We start from the raw sequence: 15,381 nt of genomic DNA on the forward strand, positions 1-15,381 counted from the left end.
TCACTGTCTTCCGCGGTCAGTCCCGGGGGAGGCCGAGGATCCGCTCGGCGACGACGTTGAGCTGGATCTGGGTGGTGCCGCCCGCGATGGTCAGGCAGCGGGACATCAGGAAGCCGTGGAGGGCCCGCTCCCCCGCCGCCGGTTCGTCCACCGCGCCGTCCGGGCCGAGGAGTTCGAGGGTGAGTTCGGCGACCTTCTGCTGGTGGACGGTCTGGACGAGCTTGCGCACGGAGGCCCCGGCGCCGGGTTCGAGGCCGGAGACCTGCTGGAGGGTGGTGCGCAGCCCGATGCAGGCGAGCGCGTGGGCCTCGGCGGCGAGCGCGCCGATCCGGGCCCTGGTCGGCTCGTCCAGCCCCGCCGAGCGCGCGATCAGGGCTTCGAGACCGCTGTCGAAGGTCATCTGGTCGGCCATGTGGACGCGTTCGTTGCCGAGGGTGTTGCGGGCGACCCGCCAGCCGCCGCCGACCTCGCCGACGACGGCGTCGGCGGGCAGCAGGACGTCGTCGAAGTACACCTCGTTGAAGAGGGCCTCGCCGGTGATCTCCTTCAGCGGGCGGATGTCGATGCCCCGGGCCCTCTTCATGTCGACCAGGAAGTAGGTGAGCCCGCGGTGCTTGGGGGCGTCCGGGTCGGTGCGGGCCAGCAGGATGCCGTGGTCGGCGGTGCGGGCGGCGCTCGTCCACACCTTCTGCCCGGTGATCCGCCACCCCTCGTCGGTGCGTACGGCGCGGGTGCGCAGCGCGGCGAGGTCGGATCCGGCGTCGGGTTCGGAGAAGAGCTGGCACCACTGGAGGTCGCCGCGCAGGGTGGCCGGCAGATAGCGCTCGCGCTGCTCCTGGGTGCCGTACGCGATCAGTGACGGCACCACCCAGGTGGCGATGGACAGATCGCTCAGGCGGATGCCCTGTTCCCGCAACTCCTGTTGGATCGCCAGCTGTTGCACGGGGCCCGCGCCCAGTCCGTACGGGGCGGGGAGGTGCGGGGCGGCGTGGCCGGTCGCGGCGAGGGCGCGGCGGGCCCCGCCCGGCGCGAGGCCCCGGGCGGCGGCGAGGTGGGGGCGGGCCTCGGCCCGGTGGCGGGCGGCCTCGGCGGGCAGTTCGAGGGCGAGTTCGCGGCGGGCCCCGCCCTCGGCCAGGCGGGCGGCGCGCAGCCGGTGGGCGTCGGCGGCGCCGAGGAGCTGACGGGCCAGGACGGCCCGGCGCAACCGGAGGTGGGCGTCGTGCTCCCAGGTGAAGCCGATGCCGCCGAGGATCTGGAGGGCGTCCTTGGCGCAGCTGTACGCGGCCTCCGGCGCGGTGGCGGCGGCGAGCGCGGCGGTGAGGCCGCGCCCGGCGGCCCCCTCGTCGGCGGCGCGGGCGGCGTCCCAGGTGAGGGAGCGGGCCTGTTCGAGGCGGACGAGCATGTCGGCGCAGAGGTGCTTGACCGCCTGGAACGCCCCGATGGGCCGCCCGAACTGCTCGCGTACGGCGGCGTGCGCGACGGCGGTGTCCAGGCTCCGGGCGGCGGTGCCGCAGGCGTCGGCGGCGAAGAGGACGGCGGCCAAGTCGCCGACGAGCGCCGGGTCGGCGTCCAGGACCGCGTGCGCGGGGACGTGGACGGCTTCGGCGCGCACCTCGGCGGTGGGGCGGGTCGGGTCGACGCTGCCGTGCGGGCGCACGGTCAGCCCCTGGGCCCCGGCGTCCACGAGGAACCAGCGCTCGCCGTCGGGGGTGGCGGCGGGCAGCAGGAGCAGGTCGGCCGCCTCGGCGGAGAGGACCGGCGGGGCGGTGCCGTCGAGCCGGTGGCCGCCCGGGGCGGCGGTGGCGGTGAGGGTGCCGGGGGTGAGCGCGAGGGCGGCGGTGCGGTCCCCCGCGGCGAGCTCCCGGAGCGGGCCGCCCGCCGTCCCGGCCCCGGCGGCCGCCGCGTGGTGGAGCACGGCGGAGGTGAGCGTGGTGGCGAGGTAGGGGCCGGGCAGCGAGGCGTACGCGGCCTCCTCCAGGACGACGGCGAGGTCGAGGAGGTCCCCGCCGCCACCGCCGTATGCCTCGGGCAGATGGACGCCGGTCAGCCCCTGCCCGGCGAGCGCCTTCCAGTGGGCGGGGCGCACGCCGGGGCCGGCGGGGCCCTCGGCGTCGAGGAGTGCGCGCGCCTCGGCGGGCGGGACGGCGCGGGCCAGCCAGCCGCGGACGGACCGCGCCAGGTCCCGGTGCTCCTCGGTGATGCCGATGCCGGTGCCCACCCTGCCGGTGGCGCCGTACCTGCCCGTGCCCCTGCCGATGCCCATGCGGATCCTCGCCGGTCGCAGCCACTGGAACGGCGGCAAGAGTAGAACACGTTCCATTCCGATGGAAGGTCAGGAAGGCCGCGGATCCCGGGCGGGTGCGCCGCTCCCGACGCGCCGCCTCGGCCCCGGAACCGGAGCGCCCCGAACGGAATACCGCAGCCCGGGAAAGCGTTCAGCATGCACACACTTGGGGGGAGCCCGGGTGATCGACGCTGCCCGGAGGCCGCACGCATGCGACGGACGAAAGACGACCGGCACACCGGGGGCATCCCCCGGCCGCGCAAGGAACGCCCCACCGCCCTCGTGCCCGTCCTCGCCTTCGCGGGCATCACCGTCGCGGTGATGCAGACGCTGCTCGTCCCCGTCATCAAGGACCTGCCGGTCCTGCTGGACACGACCCCGTCCGACGCGACCTGGGTGATGACCGCCACCCTGCTCGCGGGCGCCGTCTCGACCCCGATCATGGGACGGCTCGGCGACCTGTACGGCAAGCGGCGGATGCTGCTCGTCTCCCTCGCCGTCATGGTGATCGGCTCGCTGGTCTGCGCGTCCACCGACGACCTCGTGGTGATGATCGCCGGCCGCGCCCTCCAGGGCTTCGCCATGGGCGCGATACCGCTCGGCATCGGCATCATGCGCGACGAGCTGCCGCGCGAGAAGCTCGGCTCCGCGATGGCGCTGATGAGCTCCTCCATCGGGGTGGGCGGCGGCCTCGCCCTGCCCGCCGCCGCGCTCGTCGCCCAACACGCCGACTGGCACGCGCTGTTCCTCGGGTCGGCGGGGCTCGGCCTGCTCGCCATGGGGCTCGCCTTCGCGCTCGTCCCCGAGCCCCCGCTGCGCGCCCCCGGCACCTTCGACCACCTCGGCGCCTTCGGCCTCTCCCTCGGACTCGTCTGCTTCCTCCTGCCGATCACCAAGGGCAGCGACTGGGGCTGGACCTCGGTCCCCACTCTCGGCCTGCTGGCCGCCGCCGTGGTCGTCCTGGTCCTGTGGGGCCTGTTCGAGCTGCGCACCCCGGCCCCGCTGGTCGATCTGCGGACCACCGCCCGCCGCGAGGTGCTGCTGACCAACCTCGCCTCGATCATGATCGGTGTCGCCTTCTACGCCGTCTCCCTCGTCCTGCCCCAGCTCCTCCAGCTGCCCGCCGCCACCGGCTACGGGCTCGGGCAGTCCATGGTCGTCGCCGGTCTGTGCGTGGCCCCGCTCGGCCTGACGATGATGCTCGTGTCCCCGCTCTACGCCCGGATCTCCGCCCGCCGGGGCCCCAAGGCCACGCTGATGCTCGGTCTGCTGATCATCGCCGTCGGTTACGGGGCCGGGCTCGGGCTAATGAGCGCCGCCTGGCAGACCGTGCTGATCGCGGTGGTGCTCGGGGCCGGTATCGGCCTCGCGTACTCCTCGCTCCCCGCCCTGATCATCGGGGCCGTCGACCCGTCGGAGACCGGCGCGGCCAACGGCCTCAACACCCTGATGCGGTCGATCGGGACGTCGGTGTCGAGCGCGGTGATCGGCATGGTGCTGGCCAACACCTCGGTGCGGATGGGGGCGGTGGAGGTGCCGTCCATGGCGGGCTTCCGGATCTCGTTCCTGATCGCGACGGGCGCGGTCCTCGCCGGGCTGGCGCTGGCGGCGTTCATCCCCTCCCAGCGGCCCTCCGGGCATCCGGTGCTGCTGGCGAGCAGCGCGGACGACGCGCTCGCGGCGGCCGGGACCGTCGCCGTCGCCCCGGCGGGGGCCGCCCCCGCCGAGGGCGTCGCCCGGACCGTGCGGCACGATGGGTCGCCGTCGTAGGCGCCCCGCCCCACCTGGAGGAACCCCCGTGACCGCCGAGTCCGCCGAGTCCGCCGAGTCCGCCGAGTCCGCCGCAGCATCCGCCTCCGAGGCCGTCGCCGGGCCCCTCGCCGGACCCGCGCCGGAGGTTCTCGCCGCGTTCGAGGCCGCCAAGGGGTTCATGCCGGTCCACGAGGGCCTCGCCCTGTACGCCGCCGCCACCGAGGCCGGCGCGCTCGGGCTGCCGCTGCTGGAGGTGGGCACGTACTGCGGGCGCTCCGCCATCCTGCTCGCGGACGTGGCGCGGGCCGCCGGGGTGGGCGCGCTCACCGTCGACCACCACCGGGGCAGCGAGGAGCAGCAGCCGGGCTGGGAGTACCACGACCCGAGCGTGGTGGACCCGGAGGTCGGGCTGATGGACACCCTGCCGACGTTCCGCCGCACCCTGCGCCGGGCCGGCCTGGAGGACCACGTGGTGGCGCTCGTCGGGCGCTCCCCGCAGGTGGCCGCCGTGTGGGGCGGGCCGCTGGGGCTCGTCTTCATCGACGGCGGGCACACCGACGAGCACGCGAACGCCGACTACGAGGGCTGGGCCCCGCATGTCGCCGAGGGCGGGCTGCTGGTGATCCACGACGTGTTCCCGGACCCGGCCGACGGCGGGCAGGCCCCGTACCGGATCTATCTGCGGGCGCTGGCCTCCGGGGCGTTCGCCAAGGTGTCGGTGACGGACTCGCTGCGCGTGCTGCGCCGCACGGGGGCCGGGATCTGAGCCGTCCCGGCGGCCGCCCCGGCAGCCGGGTGAGCAGCCGTCCGGGCAGCCGGGTGGGTAGCATCGCCGCGTGCCGTACGACGACAGCCCTCCCTCAGCCCGCCGCGCCCGGCCTCTGTCCGTGGCCGCCGCGCTGGCCGCCGTATGCCTGACCGCCGCCGGATGCGGCGGCGGCCCGGAAGCCGACGAGGCCGGTGCGGCCTCGCCCCGGCCGGGCGCGGACGCCGCTTCCCCGACGGCCCCGGCGCCGACCGGGAAACAGCCGGAGCCGTCCGGATCCGCCTCCCCGCCCGTCTCCCCCTCCGCTTCCGCCGAGCCGCTGCCGAAGGGCCCGCTGACCGGCCGGACCGTGGTGATCGACCCGGGGCACAATCCGGGTAACCGCGATCACACCCGGGAGATCAACGAGCAGGTCGACATCGGCACCGGCCGCAAGGAGTGCGATACGACCGGTACGTCCACCAATGACGGTTATGCGGAGGCCCGGTTCACCCTCGATGTGTCCCACCGGCTGCGCGCGCTGCTGGAGGCGGAGGGAGCCCGGGTCCGGCTGACGCACGACGCGGACCGGCCGTTCGGGCCGTGCGTCGACGAGCGGGCCCGGATCGGGAACGAGGCCGAGGCCGACGCGGTGGTCTCGGTGCACGCCGACGGATCGGCCGTGGGCAACCGGGGCTTCCATGTGATCCTGCCCGCCGCGGTGAAGGGCGGCGGGGCCGACACCTCGAAGATCGTGAAGAGTTCGGCCGACCTGGGCGCGAGGATCGCGGGACACTTCGTCCGCACGACCGGAAGCGCGCCTTCCAATTACGTCGGCGGGAATACCGGTCTGGACACCCGTAATGATCTCGGCGGACTGAATCTGTCGACCGTGCCCAAGGCCTTCGTCGAATGCGGCAATATGCGTGATCCGAAGGATGCCGCCCTGCTCACCAGCGCGAGTTGGCGGCAGAAGGCCGCCCAGGGCCTGGCCGGCGGCATTACCAGCTACCTGAAGGGGTAGTTCTGCGGTGATATTGGGGGGATAACCGTTCACGATCCGGGCGGAGGCGCAACCCGCCCGGCCAGACGATAGATTCATCCGTACGATGGGGAGCCGCTCCCGAGCTTCGAGCCGCACCGGCGGCAGCGACGACCGCCCCGACGAGACGACCGACTAAGGACCTTCACGTGAATATCCGATCCCTCACACGAGGCGACGGCGTGGTGATCGGAGCAGCGGTCGTGCTGTTCATCGCCTCTTTCCTCGACTTCTCCAGCTACGACTGCCCGCAGGGCGTCGACTGCTCCCGGTTCGACAGCCCCAACGCCTGGGACTCGCTCGGACTCCTGATGAGCGTCTTCCTCGCCGGTGTCATCGGCGCGGCGCTGCTGGTCGTCAGCCGGACGATGCCGGGCCGCAAGGTCGTCGGGCTCGACCTCGGCCAGTTCGGCACGGCGCTCACCGTGTTCGCGCTGTGGACCGCTTTCTGGACCATCCTCGACGTCAGCAACGCGGGCGCCGGTCTGATCCTCGGCCTGCTGGCCACGATCGTGCTCGCCGCGGGCGCCGTCGCCGGCCCGCTGGTCCCCGCGCTCAAGGCCCCGCTCCTCAGCGCCCCCAACCCGGCGCAGGGCGTGCAGGGCGGGCAGCCCCCGTACGGCGCGCAGCCCGGTCAGGGCTACGGCTTCCCGGGCGGCCAGCAGCAGCCCTACGGTGCGCAGCCGAGTCAGGGGTACGGCTACCCCGGCGCTCCCCAGCAGGGCCAGCCCGCCCAGGCCGACCCGGCGCAGGCGCAGCAGGCCCAGGCCCCGCAGCCTTCGCAGGGCGGCGCGGCCCCGGCGGGCGAGTTCACCCCGTTCTGGTTCGCCGTTCCGGTGGCGCGCCCGCTGTACGGCGAGGACGGTTCGCCGAACCCGATCGCCGAGCTGGCGCCGGGCACCTGGTACCTCGCGGTGGAGCAGCGCGGCCAGAGCCTCATCGCCCAGACGCAGGACGGCCGTCGTGGCGTCCTGCAGGACACCACGGGCATCCAGCGCGGCTGATCCCGTACGCAGCACGCGCCGCGGCCCCTCGCCCTTCCGGGCGGGGGGCCGTTGTCGTACAGTCCACCCCGCACACCTTTGCCTGACATCCCGTCAGTTACGGCCGGAGGGAACGGAATGCGGCTCGGACTCGCTCTCGGATACTGGGGCCGCGGCCCGGACCCCGGCCAGCTCGCCCTGGTCCAGGAGGCCGAGCGGCTCGGCTACGACTCGGTGTGGACGGCGGAGGCCTGGGGCTCGGACGCCTTCACCCCGCTGACCTGGATCGCCGCCCACACCTCGCGGATCCGGCTGGGCACCGGCATCGTCCAGATGGCGGCCCGCACGCCCACCGCGACGGCCATGCACGCGCTGACCCTGGACCATCTCTCCGGCGGCCGGCTGCTGCTGGGCCTCGGCCTGTCCGGGCCGCAGGTGGTGGAGGGGTGGTACGGACGGCCGTTCCCGAAGAGCCCGCTGACGGCGACCCGCGAGTACGTCGAGGTGATCCGGCAGGTGCTGGCACGGCAGGCCCCGGTCGAGCTGGCGGGCCGCTTCCACTCCCACCCGTACGACGGCCCGGACGCCACCGGGCTCGGCAGACCGCTGAAGCCGATCACGCATCCGCTGCGGGCCTCGCTCCCCGTCCTGCTGGGCGCGGAGGGCCCGAAGAACATCGCGCAGACGGTGGCGATCGCGGACGGCTGGCTGCCGCTGTACTGGTCGCCGCTGCGCACGGACGTCTACAAGGCCTCGCTGGCCGGACTCCGGGACGGCTTCATGATCGCGCCGATGGCCCGCGCGCACGTCTGCGACGACGTGGCCGAGGGGCTGCTGCCGGTGAAGGCGATGCTCGGCTTCTACATCGGCGGGATGGGGCACGCGGCCCGTAACTTCCACGCCGACCTGATGGCCCGGATGGGGTTCGAGGAGGAGGCCCGGCGCATCCAGGAGCTGTTCCTCCAGGGCCGCAAGGAGGAGGCGGTGCGGGCGGTGCCCGACGCGTTCGCCGACGAGATCTCACTGATCGGGCCGCGCGCCCGGATCGCGGAGCGGCTGGGGCTGTGGCGCACCGGCCCGGTGACGGATCTGCTGGTCACCGCCCCGGACCCGCACACGCTGCGGGTCCTGGCGGAGCTGAACTCCTAGGCCGAGTAAGGGCTTCGACCGCTCAGCCGAACGAGGACCGGTCCAGCCAGAAGTCCAGCAGCGCCGCGTCGCCGAGCACCTCCACCCGCTGACTCGTGGGCTCCAGACGGCGGTTGAAGACGAGCATCAGGTCGGTGAGCGAGCCGCGCAGCGCGACCGTGGCCTTCTCGTGGTCGTGCCGCCAGGTGAAGCGGTCCTCGCCGAACTCGATCAGCCACTCCGCGCCGGGCACGTCGGTGGCGTGCAGATGCAACGAGCGCCCGCCGCCCCGCAGTTCGTCCGCCTCCGGGTCGCCCTCCTCCTGGGCGAAGGAGACGATGCGCAGCCACTCCTCGATGGTGTCGGCGGCCACGTCGGCGTCGACCGTGTACGGAACACCGGCGGCGAGCGCCGCGTCCGCCCGGTGCACCGCCGTCTCGTGCGTCATCCGCCGCGCCCAGAAGGCCGTACGCCGCTCCCACGCCCAGGTCCACACCTCGGCGTCCGGCCCGGCCTCCCGCAGCGCCTCCACGGTGGCGGCGGTCCCTTCGGCGAGCCAGGCGTCGAGCGCGGCCGGGTCGTCCCCGTCCGGCCCCGCGAAGCCGGGCACCTTGTCCTCGGGGACCTCCTCGGCGGCGCGGTTCCGGACGATCTCCCCGACCCAGCGGTGCGCACCACCGATATGCACGGCGAGCTCCCGTAGGGTCCAGTCGGGGCAGGTGGGAACGGTCGCGGAGAGGTCGGCGCCGGTCAGCGTCGCGCGCAGGGCGTCGGTCTGGGCGAGGATCTCGTCGCAGCAACGGCCGAAGGAGAGAGAGGTCATGCGGCGCACCCTAACCGGCTGACCCCGGATTGATCACCGGGATATCCGCCGGTCGCTGCCCGCGGAACACCGGCATCTCGAAGAAGAACTCGAAGAAGAAGAAGAAGGGGTGGGTGACCCACCGATGCGATTCTCTTCCGGCGACGTGGTGTGCCGCGTCGCGGGCAACCTGGACCGGGTGCACACCGCCGAGGAGGCGCTCCGGGCCTGGCTGCCGCTGGTCGCCGCGCTCCAGCCGGTCTCGGCGACGTTCGAGGCGGCCGATCCGGACGGACTGCGCCGGGGCTTCCTGGCCGATCTCCTCGTCGTCGCCCCCCTCCCGCAGGACGGCACCACCGGTGGCGGGACCTCACGGGAGCGGCTGCTCGCCTCGGTGAGCGCGCTCGCGCGGCGGCTCGGCCTGGACCCGGCGTCGTTCGAGACCGATGAGGACGGCGCCGGCGGGGTGCTGAACGTGAAGGACGGGGCCGACGGCTCGCCCTACGGGGTCTACCTGGTCCTCGCCCTGACCGGTGCGGACCCCGGGAACCCCGAGGGCGACGAGACGGACGGCGAAGACACCGGTGAGGACCTGCTCTGACCCCGGCACGGCACGCGAAAGGCCGCCGCCCACCGAAGGGGCGGCGGCCTTTCGCTGCCGCTAGCCGCTCAGTTGGGAGGTGGAGGGAACCTTGTCCTTCACCTCGGCGCCCGCGTCCTTGCCCGCGTTCTTGATGCTGTCGATGACGCTCTCGAACGCGCCCACGTCGCCCTCCCCGGCCTCGCCCTTGCGGAGCTTCGTCCCCAGCCCCTTGAGCGATTCGATCCCGGCGGTGAGCGGGGCGACGGCCTTCGACAGCAGCGGGTCGCCCTTGGCGTTCTCCGCGGCGGCCTTGAGCCGGTTGTAGGCGAACCCGCCCGCAAGCCCCGCCTTGACGAGGGCGAAGGTCCGCCCGTCCGCCCCCTTCTTGAACGTCCCGGCGCGGTACGGCTTCACGATCCACTGGTACGTCGCCCCCGCCGCGAGCCCCGCGTTGGCGACGAACCGGGTCTTGGCGAGCCGCTGCTTCTCGACGGACGCCGAAGGGCTGGCCCCCGAGGGGTCGGCCGCCGCCGACGCGTTCGCCGCGTTGCCGCCGGCGGAGTCGCCGGAGTCGCCGCACGCGGTGGCGCCCGCCAGCAGGGAGCAGGACAGCAGCAGCGCTGCCAGGGTTCGGCGGAGCGGTACGGAACGGGGCACAGCGGGGCCTCCTGACCGGACTGACCGGGCATATCACCATGAGTGACGGGGCTCGGCACTCCCGCTCAGCCTCGCCCGTTCCCGCACCGGTCGCCACCCGGTGCGGGCCGTCCGGGTTTCACCCTGCGTAAAGCGGCAACCAGAGTTCCATGTCTCCTAGAACAGGCTCAGGAAGCAGTTCAGCGGCTCGGGTCATCGCCGTCGTGGCCGACATCATGGCCTTCATCATCATTCTCTGGATTCTGATGTACCTGCTCGACGCCAACCGGGGCAACGACCTGGTCCAGTGGGTCCAGGACGCCGCCCACTGGCTGGCGGGCTGGTCGTACGACCTGTTCACGTTCGACGAGGCGTGGGCGCGGGTCGTCGCCGGCTACGGTCTGGCGGCCGTGGTGTACCTCTTCATCGGGCACGCAGTGGCGGGCCGGCTCCGCCGCCACTGAACGCTCCGTGCGTCAGGGCGTGTTCAGCGACAGCAGTCCGGCTCCAGGCCGACCGGCAGCCGCTCGCCCCCGAAGACGGCGGTGGTCGCCTCGTCCCCCCCGAGCGCGGCCACCGCGAGCAGCAGGGAGCCCGCCGTCCAGGTGGTGAGCTCCTCGGGCCAGAACGCCCGGTTGCCCTCGAAGACGTACCCCGTCCAGTACAGCCCGCCCTCGGCGCGCAGGTGCTGGACGGACTGGAGGATCTCCAGCGCCCGGTCCGACTCCCCCGTCATCCACAGGGCCAGGGCGAGTTCACAGCTCTCGCCGCCGGTCACCCAGGGGTTGGGCAGTACACAGCGCACCCCCAGGCCGGGGACGACGAAGCGGTCCCAGCGCTCCTGGATGCGGGCGGTGGCCTCGGCCCCGGTGACCGCGCCGCCGAGGACCGGGTAGTACCAGTCCATCGAGTAGTGGTTCTTGTCGAGGAAGCGCTCCGGGTGGCTGCGGATCGCGTGGGCCAGCGCCCCGGTCGCCAACTCCCAGTCGGGCTGCGGCTCCTCACGGCGCTCCGCGATGGCCAGCGCGCAGCGCAGCGCCTGGTGGATCGAGGAGGAGCCGGTCAGCAGCGCGTCGTTCACCGGCGTGCCGTCGGGCTCCCGCTTCCAGCCGATCTGCCCGCCGGGCTGCTGGAGCCTCAGGACGAACTCGACCGCCGCGAAGACCGTGGGCCACATCCGGTCGACGAACGCGTCGTCGCCGGTGGCCAGGTAGTGGTGCCAGACGCCGACGGCCACATACGCGCAGAAGTTGCTCTCCAGGCCCCGGTCGGTCGGCTGCCGCGGGTCGCCGTCGTGGTAGGCGGCGTACCAGGATCCGTCGGCGTTCTGATTGCGGGCGAGCCAGTCGTAGGCGCGCGCGGCGGGCCCGTGCTCGCCGGCCGCGTCCAGCGCCATCGCGGCCTCGGTGTGGTCCCACGGGTCGAGGTGGTGGCCCCGGAACCAGGGCAGCGCCCCGTCCTCCCGCTGGACGGCGACGAGCGCGGCGACCGTCTCGGCGGCCTGATCGGCCGTCAGGACGCCGGGGAGAACAAGGTGTTCGGTCTGTTCGGGAGTGCTCACGCCTCGGCCTTCGGAAGGTGCGGCTTGGTGGCGTAGGCGACGAAGCTCTTGCCGACGACGGGGTTGAGGAGCTGCTCGGCGACCCGGGTCGCGAGCGGCTTCTTCATGATGTCCCAGACCAGCAGCTTGTGGTACGCCCGCACCGGCAGCGCACGGTCGTTGTCGACGCCGAAGGCGCACTTGAGCCACCAGTACGGCGAGTGCAGGGCGTGGGCGTGGTGGGTGCCGTACGGCTTGAGTCCGGCCTCGCGGATCCGGGCGAGGAGCTGGTCGGCCTTGTAGATGCGGATGTGGCCGCCCTCGACCTCGTGGTACGCGTCGGAGAGGGTCCAGCAGACCTTCTCGGGGCCGTAGCGCGGGACGGTGACGGCGATCCGGCCGCCCGGCTTGAGGACCCGGACCATCTCGGCGAGGACGCCCTTGTCGTCCGGGATGTGCTCCATGACCTCGGAGATGATCACGACGTCGAAGGAGTCGTCGGGGAAGGGCAGGTTGAGGGCGTCGCCCTCCATCGCGGTGGCGGTGGCGCCCTCGGGGGCCTCCCCGGCCTCCTTCATCGCGGCGAACCACTTGGCGACCTCGCGGATCTCCTCGCCGTTCTGGTCGAGGGCGACGACCTGCGCACCGCGCCGGTAACACTCGAAGGCGTGCCGGCCGGCTCCGCAGCCCAGGTCGAGCACTCGGTCGCCTGCGGCGAGCGGGAAGCGGGTGAAGTCGACGGTCAGCACGAGGGCCTGCCTTCGAGGTCGGAGGTACGGGTTGCGATGAGCGGGTCCGCAGTCACCTGCGGACACCGCGGGCGGTGATCGCCTGACGGTACAGCTCGGCCGTTCCGGCGGCCGCCCTGGCCCAGGTGAAGTTCGCCAGCACCCGCGCCCGGCCCGCCGCACCGAGCCGGGCGCGCAGCTCCGGGTCGGCCAGCAGCCGGGCCAGGGCTCCGGCCAGCGCGTCCGCGTCACCGGGCGGGACGGCGAGGCAGGTCTCGCCGTCGCGGCCGGAGACCTCGGGGATCGCGCCGCCGGTGGTGGCGACCAGGGGGGTGCCGGTGGCCATGGCCTCGGCGGCGGGCAGCGAGAACCCCTCGTACAGCGAGGGCACGCAGGAGACCTGGGCGCTGCGGACGAGGTCGACCAGCTCGGCGTCGCTGATGCCCTTGACGAACTCGACGGCGTCGGAGAGCCCGTGCCGCTCGATCGCGCGGGCGACCGGCCCGTTCTCGGCGCGCTTGCCGACGACGACGAGGTGGGCGGCGGGGTTCTCGGTACGGAGCTTGGCGAGCGCGTCGACGAGATGGACGAGGCCCTTGAGCGGGACGTCGGCGCTGGAGGTGGTGACGATGCGGCCCGGCACCTCGGCGACGGAGGGGTCGGGCGACCACAGATCGGTGTCGGCGCCGATGTGGACGACGCTGATCCGGTCGGCGCGGACGCCGAGGTCCTCGACGATCTCGTCGCGGGAGGAGCCGGAGACGGTGAGGACGGTGTCCAGCTTGCGGGCCACCCGCTTCTGCATCCGGGTGAAGGCGTACCAGCGGCGTACGGAGGCGCGTCGGCGGCGGCTGGTGGCGGCCTTCAGATCGAGCCTGCGGTCCACGGTGATGGGGTGGTGGATCGTCGTCACGAGCGGGACCCCGAGGTCGCCGAGGAGCCCGTACCCGAGGGTCTGGTTGTCGTGGACGACGTCGAACTCGCCGCGCCGGGCCAGGAGATGGCGGCGGGCGCGGAGGCTGAAGGTGAGCGGCTCGGGGAAGCCGCCGGTCCACATGGTCGCGACCTCGGCCAGGTCGATCCAGTCGCGGTACTCGCCGCGCTTCGGGGTCCGGAAGGGATCGGGCTGGCGGTAGAGGTCGAGGCTGGGCAGCTCGGTGAGCGCGACGCCCTCGTCGAGCACCGGGTAGGGCTGGGCGCCGATCACCTCGACGCTGTGGCCGAGGCGGGCGAGCTCCCGTCCGAGGTGGCGGACGTACACGCCCTGGCCGCCGCAGAACGGGTTGCCCTTGTAGGTGAGGAGTGCGATGCGCAACGGCCGGTCGCCGGCCCCGGCGGAGCTGTCGTCGCCCGTGCGGGGGCCTGTCTCTATGGCCTCAGCGGTCACACTCGGCCCCCTTCTGGCTGCGTGTTCGCCGGAGCGTAACCGGTCGCGCTAATCTAGAACAAGTTTCAGACTTGAGGGAACCAGCTGCCGACCTGATCGTTCGATGTGCCTCGAATCTACCGGCAGGTAGCGTCGGCGTGACGGCCGGATCAGGTGATTCGCGCCACGACCGACGCCCTGGCATGCTGTGCGCCCCCGGGCGGCTCGCTTCGCCCGTTCGGGTACGGGATCAATGCCATGGATCATGGATCGTGGATCGGGGACAGCATGACCGCGGACGCCAGACCGGCAGCGCCTGCGCTGACCGAACGCCAGGAGGCCCGTCGCCGCCGCATCCTGCACGCCAGCGCCCAGCTGGCCAGCCGGGGCGGGTTCGAGGCGGTGCAGATGCGGGAGGTGGCCGAGGCCGCCGGGGTCGCGCTGGGCACGCTCTACCGCTACTTCCCTTCCAAGATCCATCTGCTGGTCGCGACCATGCAGGACCAGCTCCAGCACATGCACACGACGCTGCGCAAACGCCCGCCGGCCGGTGACGACGCGGCCCAGCGGGTGGCCGAGACGCTGATGCGCGCCTTCCGCGCCCTGCAGCGCGAACCGCACCTGGCGGACGCCATGGTCCGCGCCCTCACCTTCGCGGACCGCAGCGTGAGCCCCGAGGTGGACACCGTCTCCCGGCTGACCACGGCGATCATCCTGGACGCGATGGGCCTGGAGCACCCCACCCCGGAGCAGCTCTCGGCGGTCCGGGTCATCGAGCACACCTGGCACTCGGCGCTGATCACCTGGCTGTCGGGCCGGGCCTCGATCGCCCAGGTGAAGATCGACATCGAGACGGTCTGCCGCCTCATCGACCTGACGGCGGAGCCGGGCCGGGACTGAGGAGCGGCGCGTCGGCGGGACGGGGCGCCGAAGGGCCCGCGAGTGCCACCACGGCCGCGCGGCTCCGGTCCGTCCACTCGGTCAGCCGGACATCGTCCCGCCCGGCCTTGAACAGGGCCTCCCGGCGGACCCACAACCGCAGCAGCGCCGGGCCGGGGTCCGGCTCGGCGCAGGCGGAGTCCACCTCCGCCCCGGGCAGCAGCCGCCGCAGTACGGGCAGCGGGCCCGGCCGACGGGTCAGGGGCTCCACGTCGATGCCGACCGGGCCGGGTCCGACCGCCGCCGCCGCCAGTCCGTCGGCGTGACTGAGGCTGGCGCCCAGGCCGGGGTGGTCCGGGAGATACGGCCGGCCGTGACCGTCCCGCCCGCACCCGGGGCAGCGCTGGGCCGGCTCCACCTCCCGGGGGGCCAGCCCGGTGACACGGGAGGCGCACAGCCGCAGCAGGAGCCGGGCCGCCACCACGTCGTCGCGCCGGCCGGGCACCCGGATGCCCGCGAGCCGGCGCCGCTCCCAGGGGGCGAGCATGTCCTCGTCCAGCTCCGGGCACGCCAGCACCTCGGCCGTGGTGGCCACCAGCGCCACGGCGGCCGCGCCCTTCTCGTACGGCGACGGGAGGCGGGTCACCGGTGCGCGCTCACCCGGCCGGCACCTCTGCGGGGCCGGTGACGCCGAGGAAGCGCTCCTCGACGCGGGCGAGGGTGCGGAAGTCGTCGATGGTGACTTCCTGCAGGTCGATGCCGCTGCCCGAGATCTCCTCCAGGAGATCGATGAACTCCAGGAAGTCCATCGAGTCGATGAGGCGGGCCTCGATGAGGTCCTCGTCGACGCCGATCGGGGCGTCGAGGCCGGGATTCTTCTCGTTGAGCCACGCGACGACACGTTCCATGGCGG

Annotated in this window: 16 protein-coding genes; 8 read left to right on the forward strand and 8 right to left on the reverse strand. The window is 73.5% G+C overall.

From position 1 onward, the window contains the following. Positions 1-16: 16 nt before the first annotated feature. Positions 17-2,263, reverse strand: a complete 2,247-nt coding sequence (locus ACH4UK_RS02550; RefSeq protein WP_398354240.1) for an acyl-CoA dehydrogenase — start codon at positions 2,261-2,263, stop codon at positions 17-19. Positions 2,264-2,494: 231 nt separating this feature from the next. Here ACH4UK_RS02550 and ACH4UK_RS02555 point away from each other — a divergent pair, with 231 nt between their 5' ends. The 5 genes from ACH4UK_RS02555 to ACH4UK_RS02575 all read left to right on the forward strand — a co-directional run bounded on the left by ACH4UK_RS02555 (position 2,495) and on the right by ACH4UK_RS02575 (position 7,955). Beyond that, positions 2,495-4,054 carry an MFS transporter gene (locus ACH4UK_RS02555; RefSeq protein WP_398354241.1) on the forward strand — a complete coding sequence of 520 codons (1,560 nt, stop codon included), beginning with the start codon at positions 2,495-2,497 and terminating at the stop codon, positions 4,052-4,054. A gap of 160 nt (positions 4,055-4,214) precedes the next feature. Then, positions 4,215-4,802 carry a class I SAM-dependent methyltransferase gene (locus tag ACH4UK_RS02560; RefSeq protein ID WP_398354922.1) on the forward strand — a complete coding sequence of 196 codons (588 nt, stop codon included), beginning with the start codon at positions 4,215-4,217 and terminating at the stop codon, positions 4,800-4,802. A 70-nt stretch (positions 4,803-4,872) separates the two neighbouring features. Further along, on the forward strand, positions 4,873-5,805 hold the full coding sequence (locus tag ACH4UK_RS02565; protein WP_398354242.1) for an N-acetylmuramoyl-L-alanine amidase: 933 nt from the start codon (positions 4,873-4,875) through the stop codon (positions 5,803-5,805). A gap of 167 nt (positions 5,806-5,972) precedes the next feature. After that, entirely contained in the window at positions 5,973-6,827 is an 855-nt protein-coding gene (locus ACH4UK_RS02570) for a hypothetical protein (RefSeq protein ID WP_398354243.1), read from the forward strand. A 117-nt stretch (positions 6,828-6,944) separates the two neighbouring features. Next, positions 6,945-7,955, forward strand: a complete 1,011-nt coding sequence (locus tag ACH4UK_RS02575; protein ID WP_398354244.1) for an LLM class F420-dependent oxidoreductase — start codon at positions 6,945-6,947, stop codon at positions 7,953-7,955. 22 nt (positions 7,956-7,977) lie between these two features. Here the strand turns inward: ACH4UK_RS02575 and ACH4UK_RS02580 are convergent, their stop codons facing one another. Further along, positions 7,978-8,757 (reverse strand): maleylpyruvate isomerase family mycothiol-dependent enzyme, encoded by a 780-nt coding sequence (locus ACH4UK_RS02580; protein ID WP_398354245.1) that lies wholly within the window; start codon positions 8,755-8,757, stop codon positions 7,978-7,980. Between the two features lie 124 nt (positions 8,758-8,881). Here ACH4UK_RS02580 and ACH4UK_RS02585 point away from each other — a divergent pair, with 124 nt between their 5' ends. Next, positions 8,882-9,337 carry a hypothetical protein gene (locus ACH4UK_RS02585; protein WP_398354246.1) on the forward strand — a complete coding sequence of 152 codons (456 nt, stop codon included), beginning with the start codon at positions 8,882-8,884 and terminating at the stop codon, positions 9,335-9,337. A 60-nt stretch (positions 9,338-9,397) separates the two neighbouring features. Here ACH4UK_RS02585 and ACH4UK_RS02590 read toward each other — a convergent pair whose 3' ends face one another. Further along, on the reverse strand, positions 9,398-9,976 hold the full coding sequence (locus ACH4UK_RS02590) for a hypothetical protein (protein ID WP_398354247.1): 579 nt from the start codon (positions 9,974-9,976) through the stop codon (positions 9,398-9,400). A 149-nt stretch (positions 9,977-10,125) separates the two neighbouring features. Between ACH4UK_RS02590 and ACH4UK_RS02595 the strand changes: the two genes are divergently transcribed. Then, positions 10,126-10,419 carry a hypothetical protein gene (locus ACH4UK_RS02595; RefSeq protein WP_398354248.1) on the forward strand — a complete coding sequence of 98 codons (294 nt, stop codon included), beginning with the start codon at positions 10,126-10,128 and terminating at the stop codon, positions 10,417-10,419. A 23-nt stretch (positions 10,420-10,442) separates the two neighbouring features. On the opposite strand, the gene ACH4UK_RS02600 is transcribed toward ACH4UK_RS02595, so the two are convergent. The 3 genes from ACH4UK_RS02600 to ACH4UK_RS02610 are packed head-to-tail and all read right to left on the reverse strand — an operon-like array spanning position 10,443 to position 13,610. Then, positions 10,443-11,516, reverse strand: coding sequence for a prenyltransferase (locus ACH4UK_RS02600; protein ID WP_398354249.1), 1,074 nt, complete (start codon positions 11,514-11,516; stop codon positions 10,443-10,445). Beyond that, the gene (locus tag ACH4UK_RS02605; protein ID WP_398354250.1) at positions 11,513-12,244 is read right to left on the reverse strand and encodes a class I SAM-dependent methyltransferase; all 732 of its coding nucleotides are present in this window, start codon (positions 12,242-12,244) and stop codon (positions 11,513-11,515) included. Before ACH4UK_RS02605 ends, ACH4UK_RS02600 begins: the two co-directional genes overlap by 4 nt. Before the next feature lie 52 nt (positions 12,245-12,296). Continuing rightward, the gene (locus tag ACH4UK_RS02610; RefSeq protein WP_398354251.1) at positions 12,297-13,610 is read right to left on the reverse strand and encodes a glycosyltransferase family 4 protein; all 1,314 of its coding nucleotides are present in this window, start codon (positions 13,608-13,610) and stop codon (positions 12,297-12,299) included. 267 nt (positions 13,611-13,877) lie between these two features. Here ACH4UK_RS02610 and ACH4UK_RS02615 point away from each other — a divergent pair, with 267 nt between their 5' ends. Next, positions 13,878-14,489, forward strand: a complete 612-nt coding sequence (locus ACH4UK_RS02615) for a TetR family transcriptional regulator (RefSeq protein WP_398354923.1) — start codon at positions 13,878-13,880, stop codon at positions 14,487-14,489. On the opposite strand, the gene ACH4UK_RS02620 is transcribed toward ACH4UK_RS02615, so the two are convergent. Together ACH4UK_RS02620 and ACH4UK_RS02625 are read right to left on the reverse strand one after the other, a co-directional pair. Further along, entirely contained in the window at positions 14,455-15,114 is a 660-nt protein-coding gene (locus ACH4UK_RS02620) for a 4'-phosphopantetheinyl transferase family protein (protein ID WP_398354252.1), read from the reverse strand. The genes ACH4UK_RS02615 and ACH4UK_RS02620 overlap by 35 nt on opposite strands. Positions 15,115-15,124: 10 nt before the next feature. Continuing rightward, a complete protein-coding gene (locus tag ACH4UK_RS02625; RefSeq protein WP_398354253.1) occupies positions 15,125-15,376 on the reverse strand; it encodes an acyl carrier protein in 252 nt (83 codons plus the stop codon). Positions 15,377-15,381 lie beyond the last annotated feature (5 nt).

The sequence above is a fragment of the Streptomyces sp. NPDC020884 genome, from assembly GCF_044333935.1.
GTDB lineage: Bacteria > Actinomycetota > Actinomycetes > Streptomycetales > Streptomycetaceae > Streptomyces.

Bases quoted from the DNA above. Each gene is read 5' to 3' on its own strand.
- ACH4UK_RS02585 (WP_398354246.1), top strand. From the start codon at position 8,882: ATGCGATTCTCTTCCGGCGACGTGGTGTGCCGCGTCGCGGGCAACCTG.
- ACH4UK_RS02580 (WP_398354245.1), bottom strand. From the start codon at position 8,757: ATGACCTCTCTCTCCTTCGGCCGTTGCTGCGACGAGATCCTCGCCCAG.
- ACH4UK_RS02550 (WP_398354240.1), bottom strand. From the start codon at position 2,263: ATGGGCATCGGCAGGGGCACGGGCAGGTACGGCGCCACCGGCAGGGTG.
- ACH4UK_RS02615 (WP_398354923.1), top strand. From the start codon at position 13,878: ATGACCGCGGACGCCAGACCGGCAGCGCCTGCGCTGACCGAACGCCAG.
- ACH4UK_RS02625 (WP_398354253.1), bottom strand. From the start codon at position 15,376: ATGGAACGTGTCGTCGCGTGGCTCAACGAGAAGAATCCCGGCCTCGAC.
- ACH4UK_RS02560 (WP_398354922.1), top strand. From the start codon at position 4,215: ATGCCGGTCCACGAGGGCCTCGCCCTGTACGCCGCCGCCACCGAGGCC.
- ACH4UK_RS02595 (WP_398354248.1), top strand. From the start codon at position 10,126: ATGTCTCCTAGAACAGGCTCAGGAAGCAGTTCAGCGGCTCGGGTCATC.
- ACH4UK_RS02555 (WP_398354241.1), top strand. From the start codon at position 2,495: ATGCGACGGACGAAAGACGACCGGCACACCGGGGGCATCCCCCGGCCG.
- ACH4UK_RS02575 (WP_398354244.1), top strand. From the start codon at position 6,945: ATGCGGCTCGGACTCGCTCTCGGATACTGGGGCCGCGGCCCGGACCCC.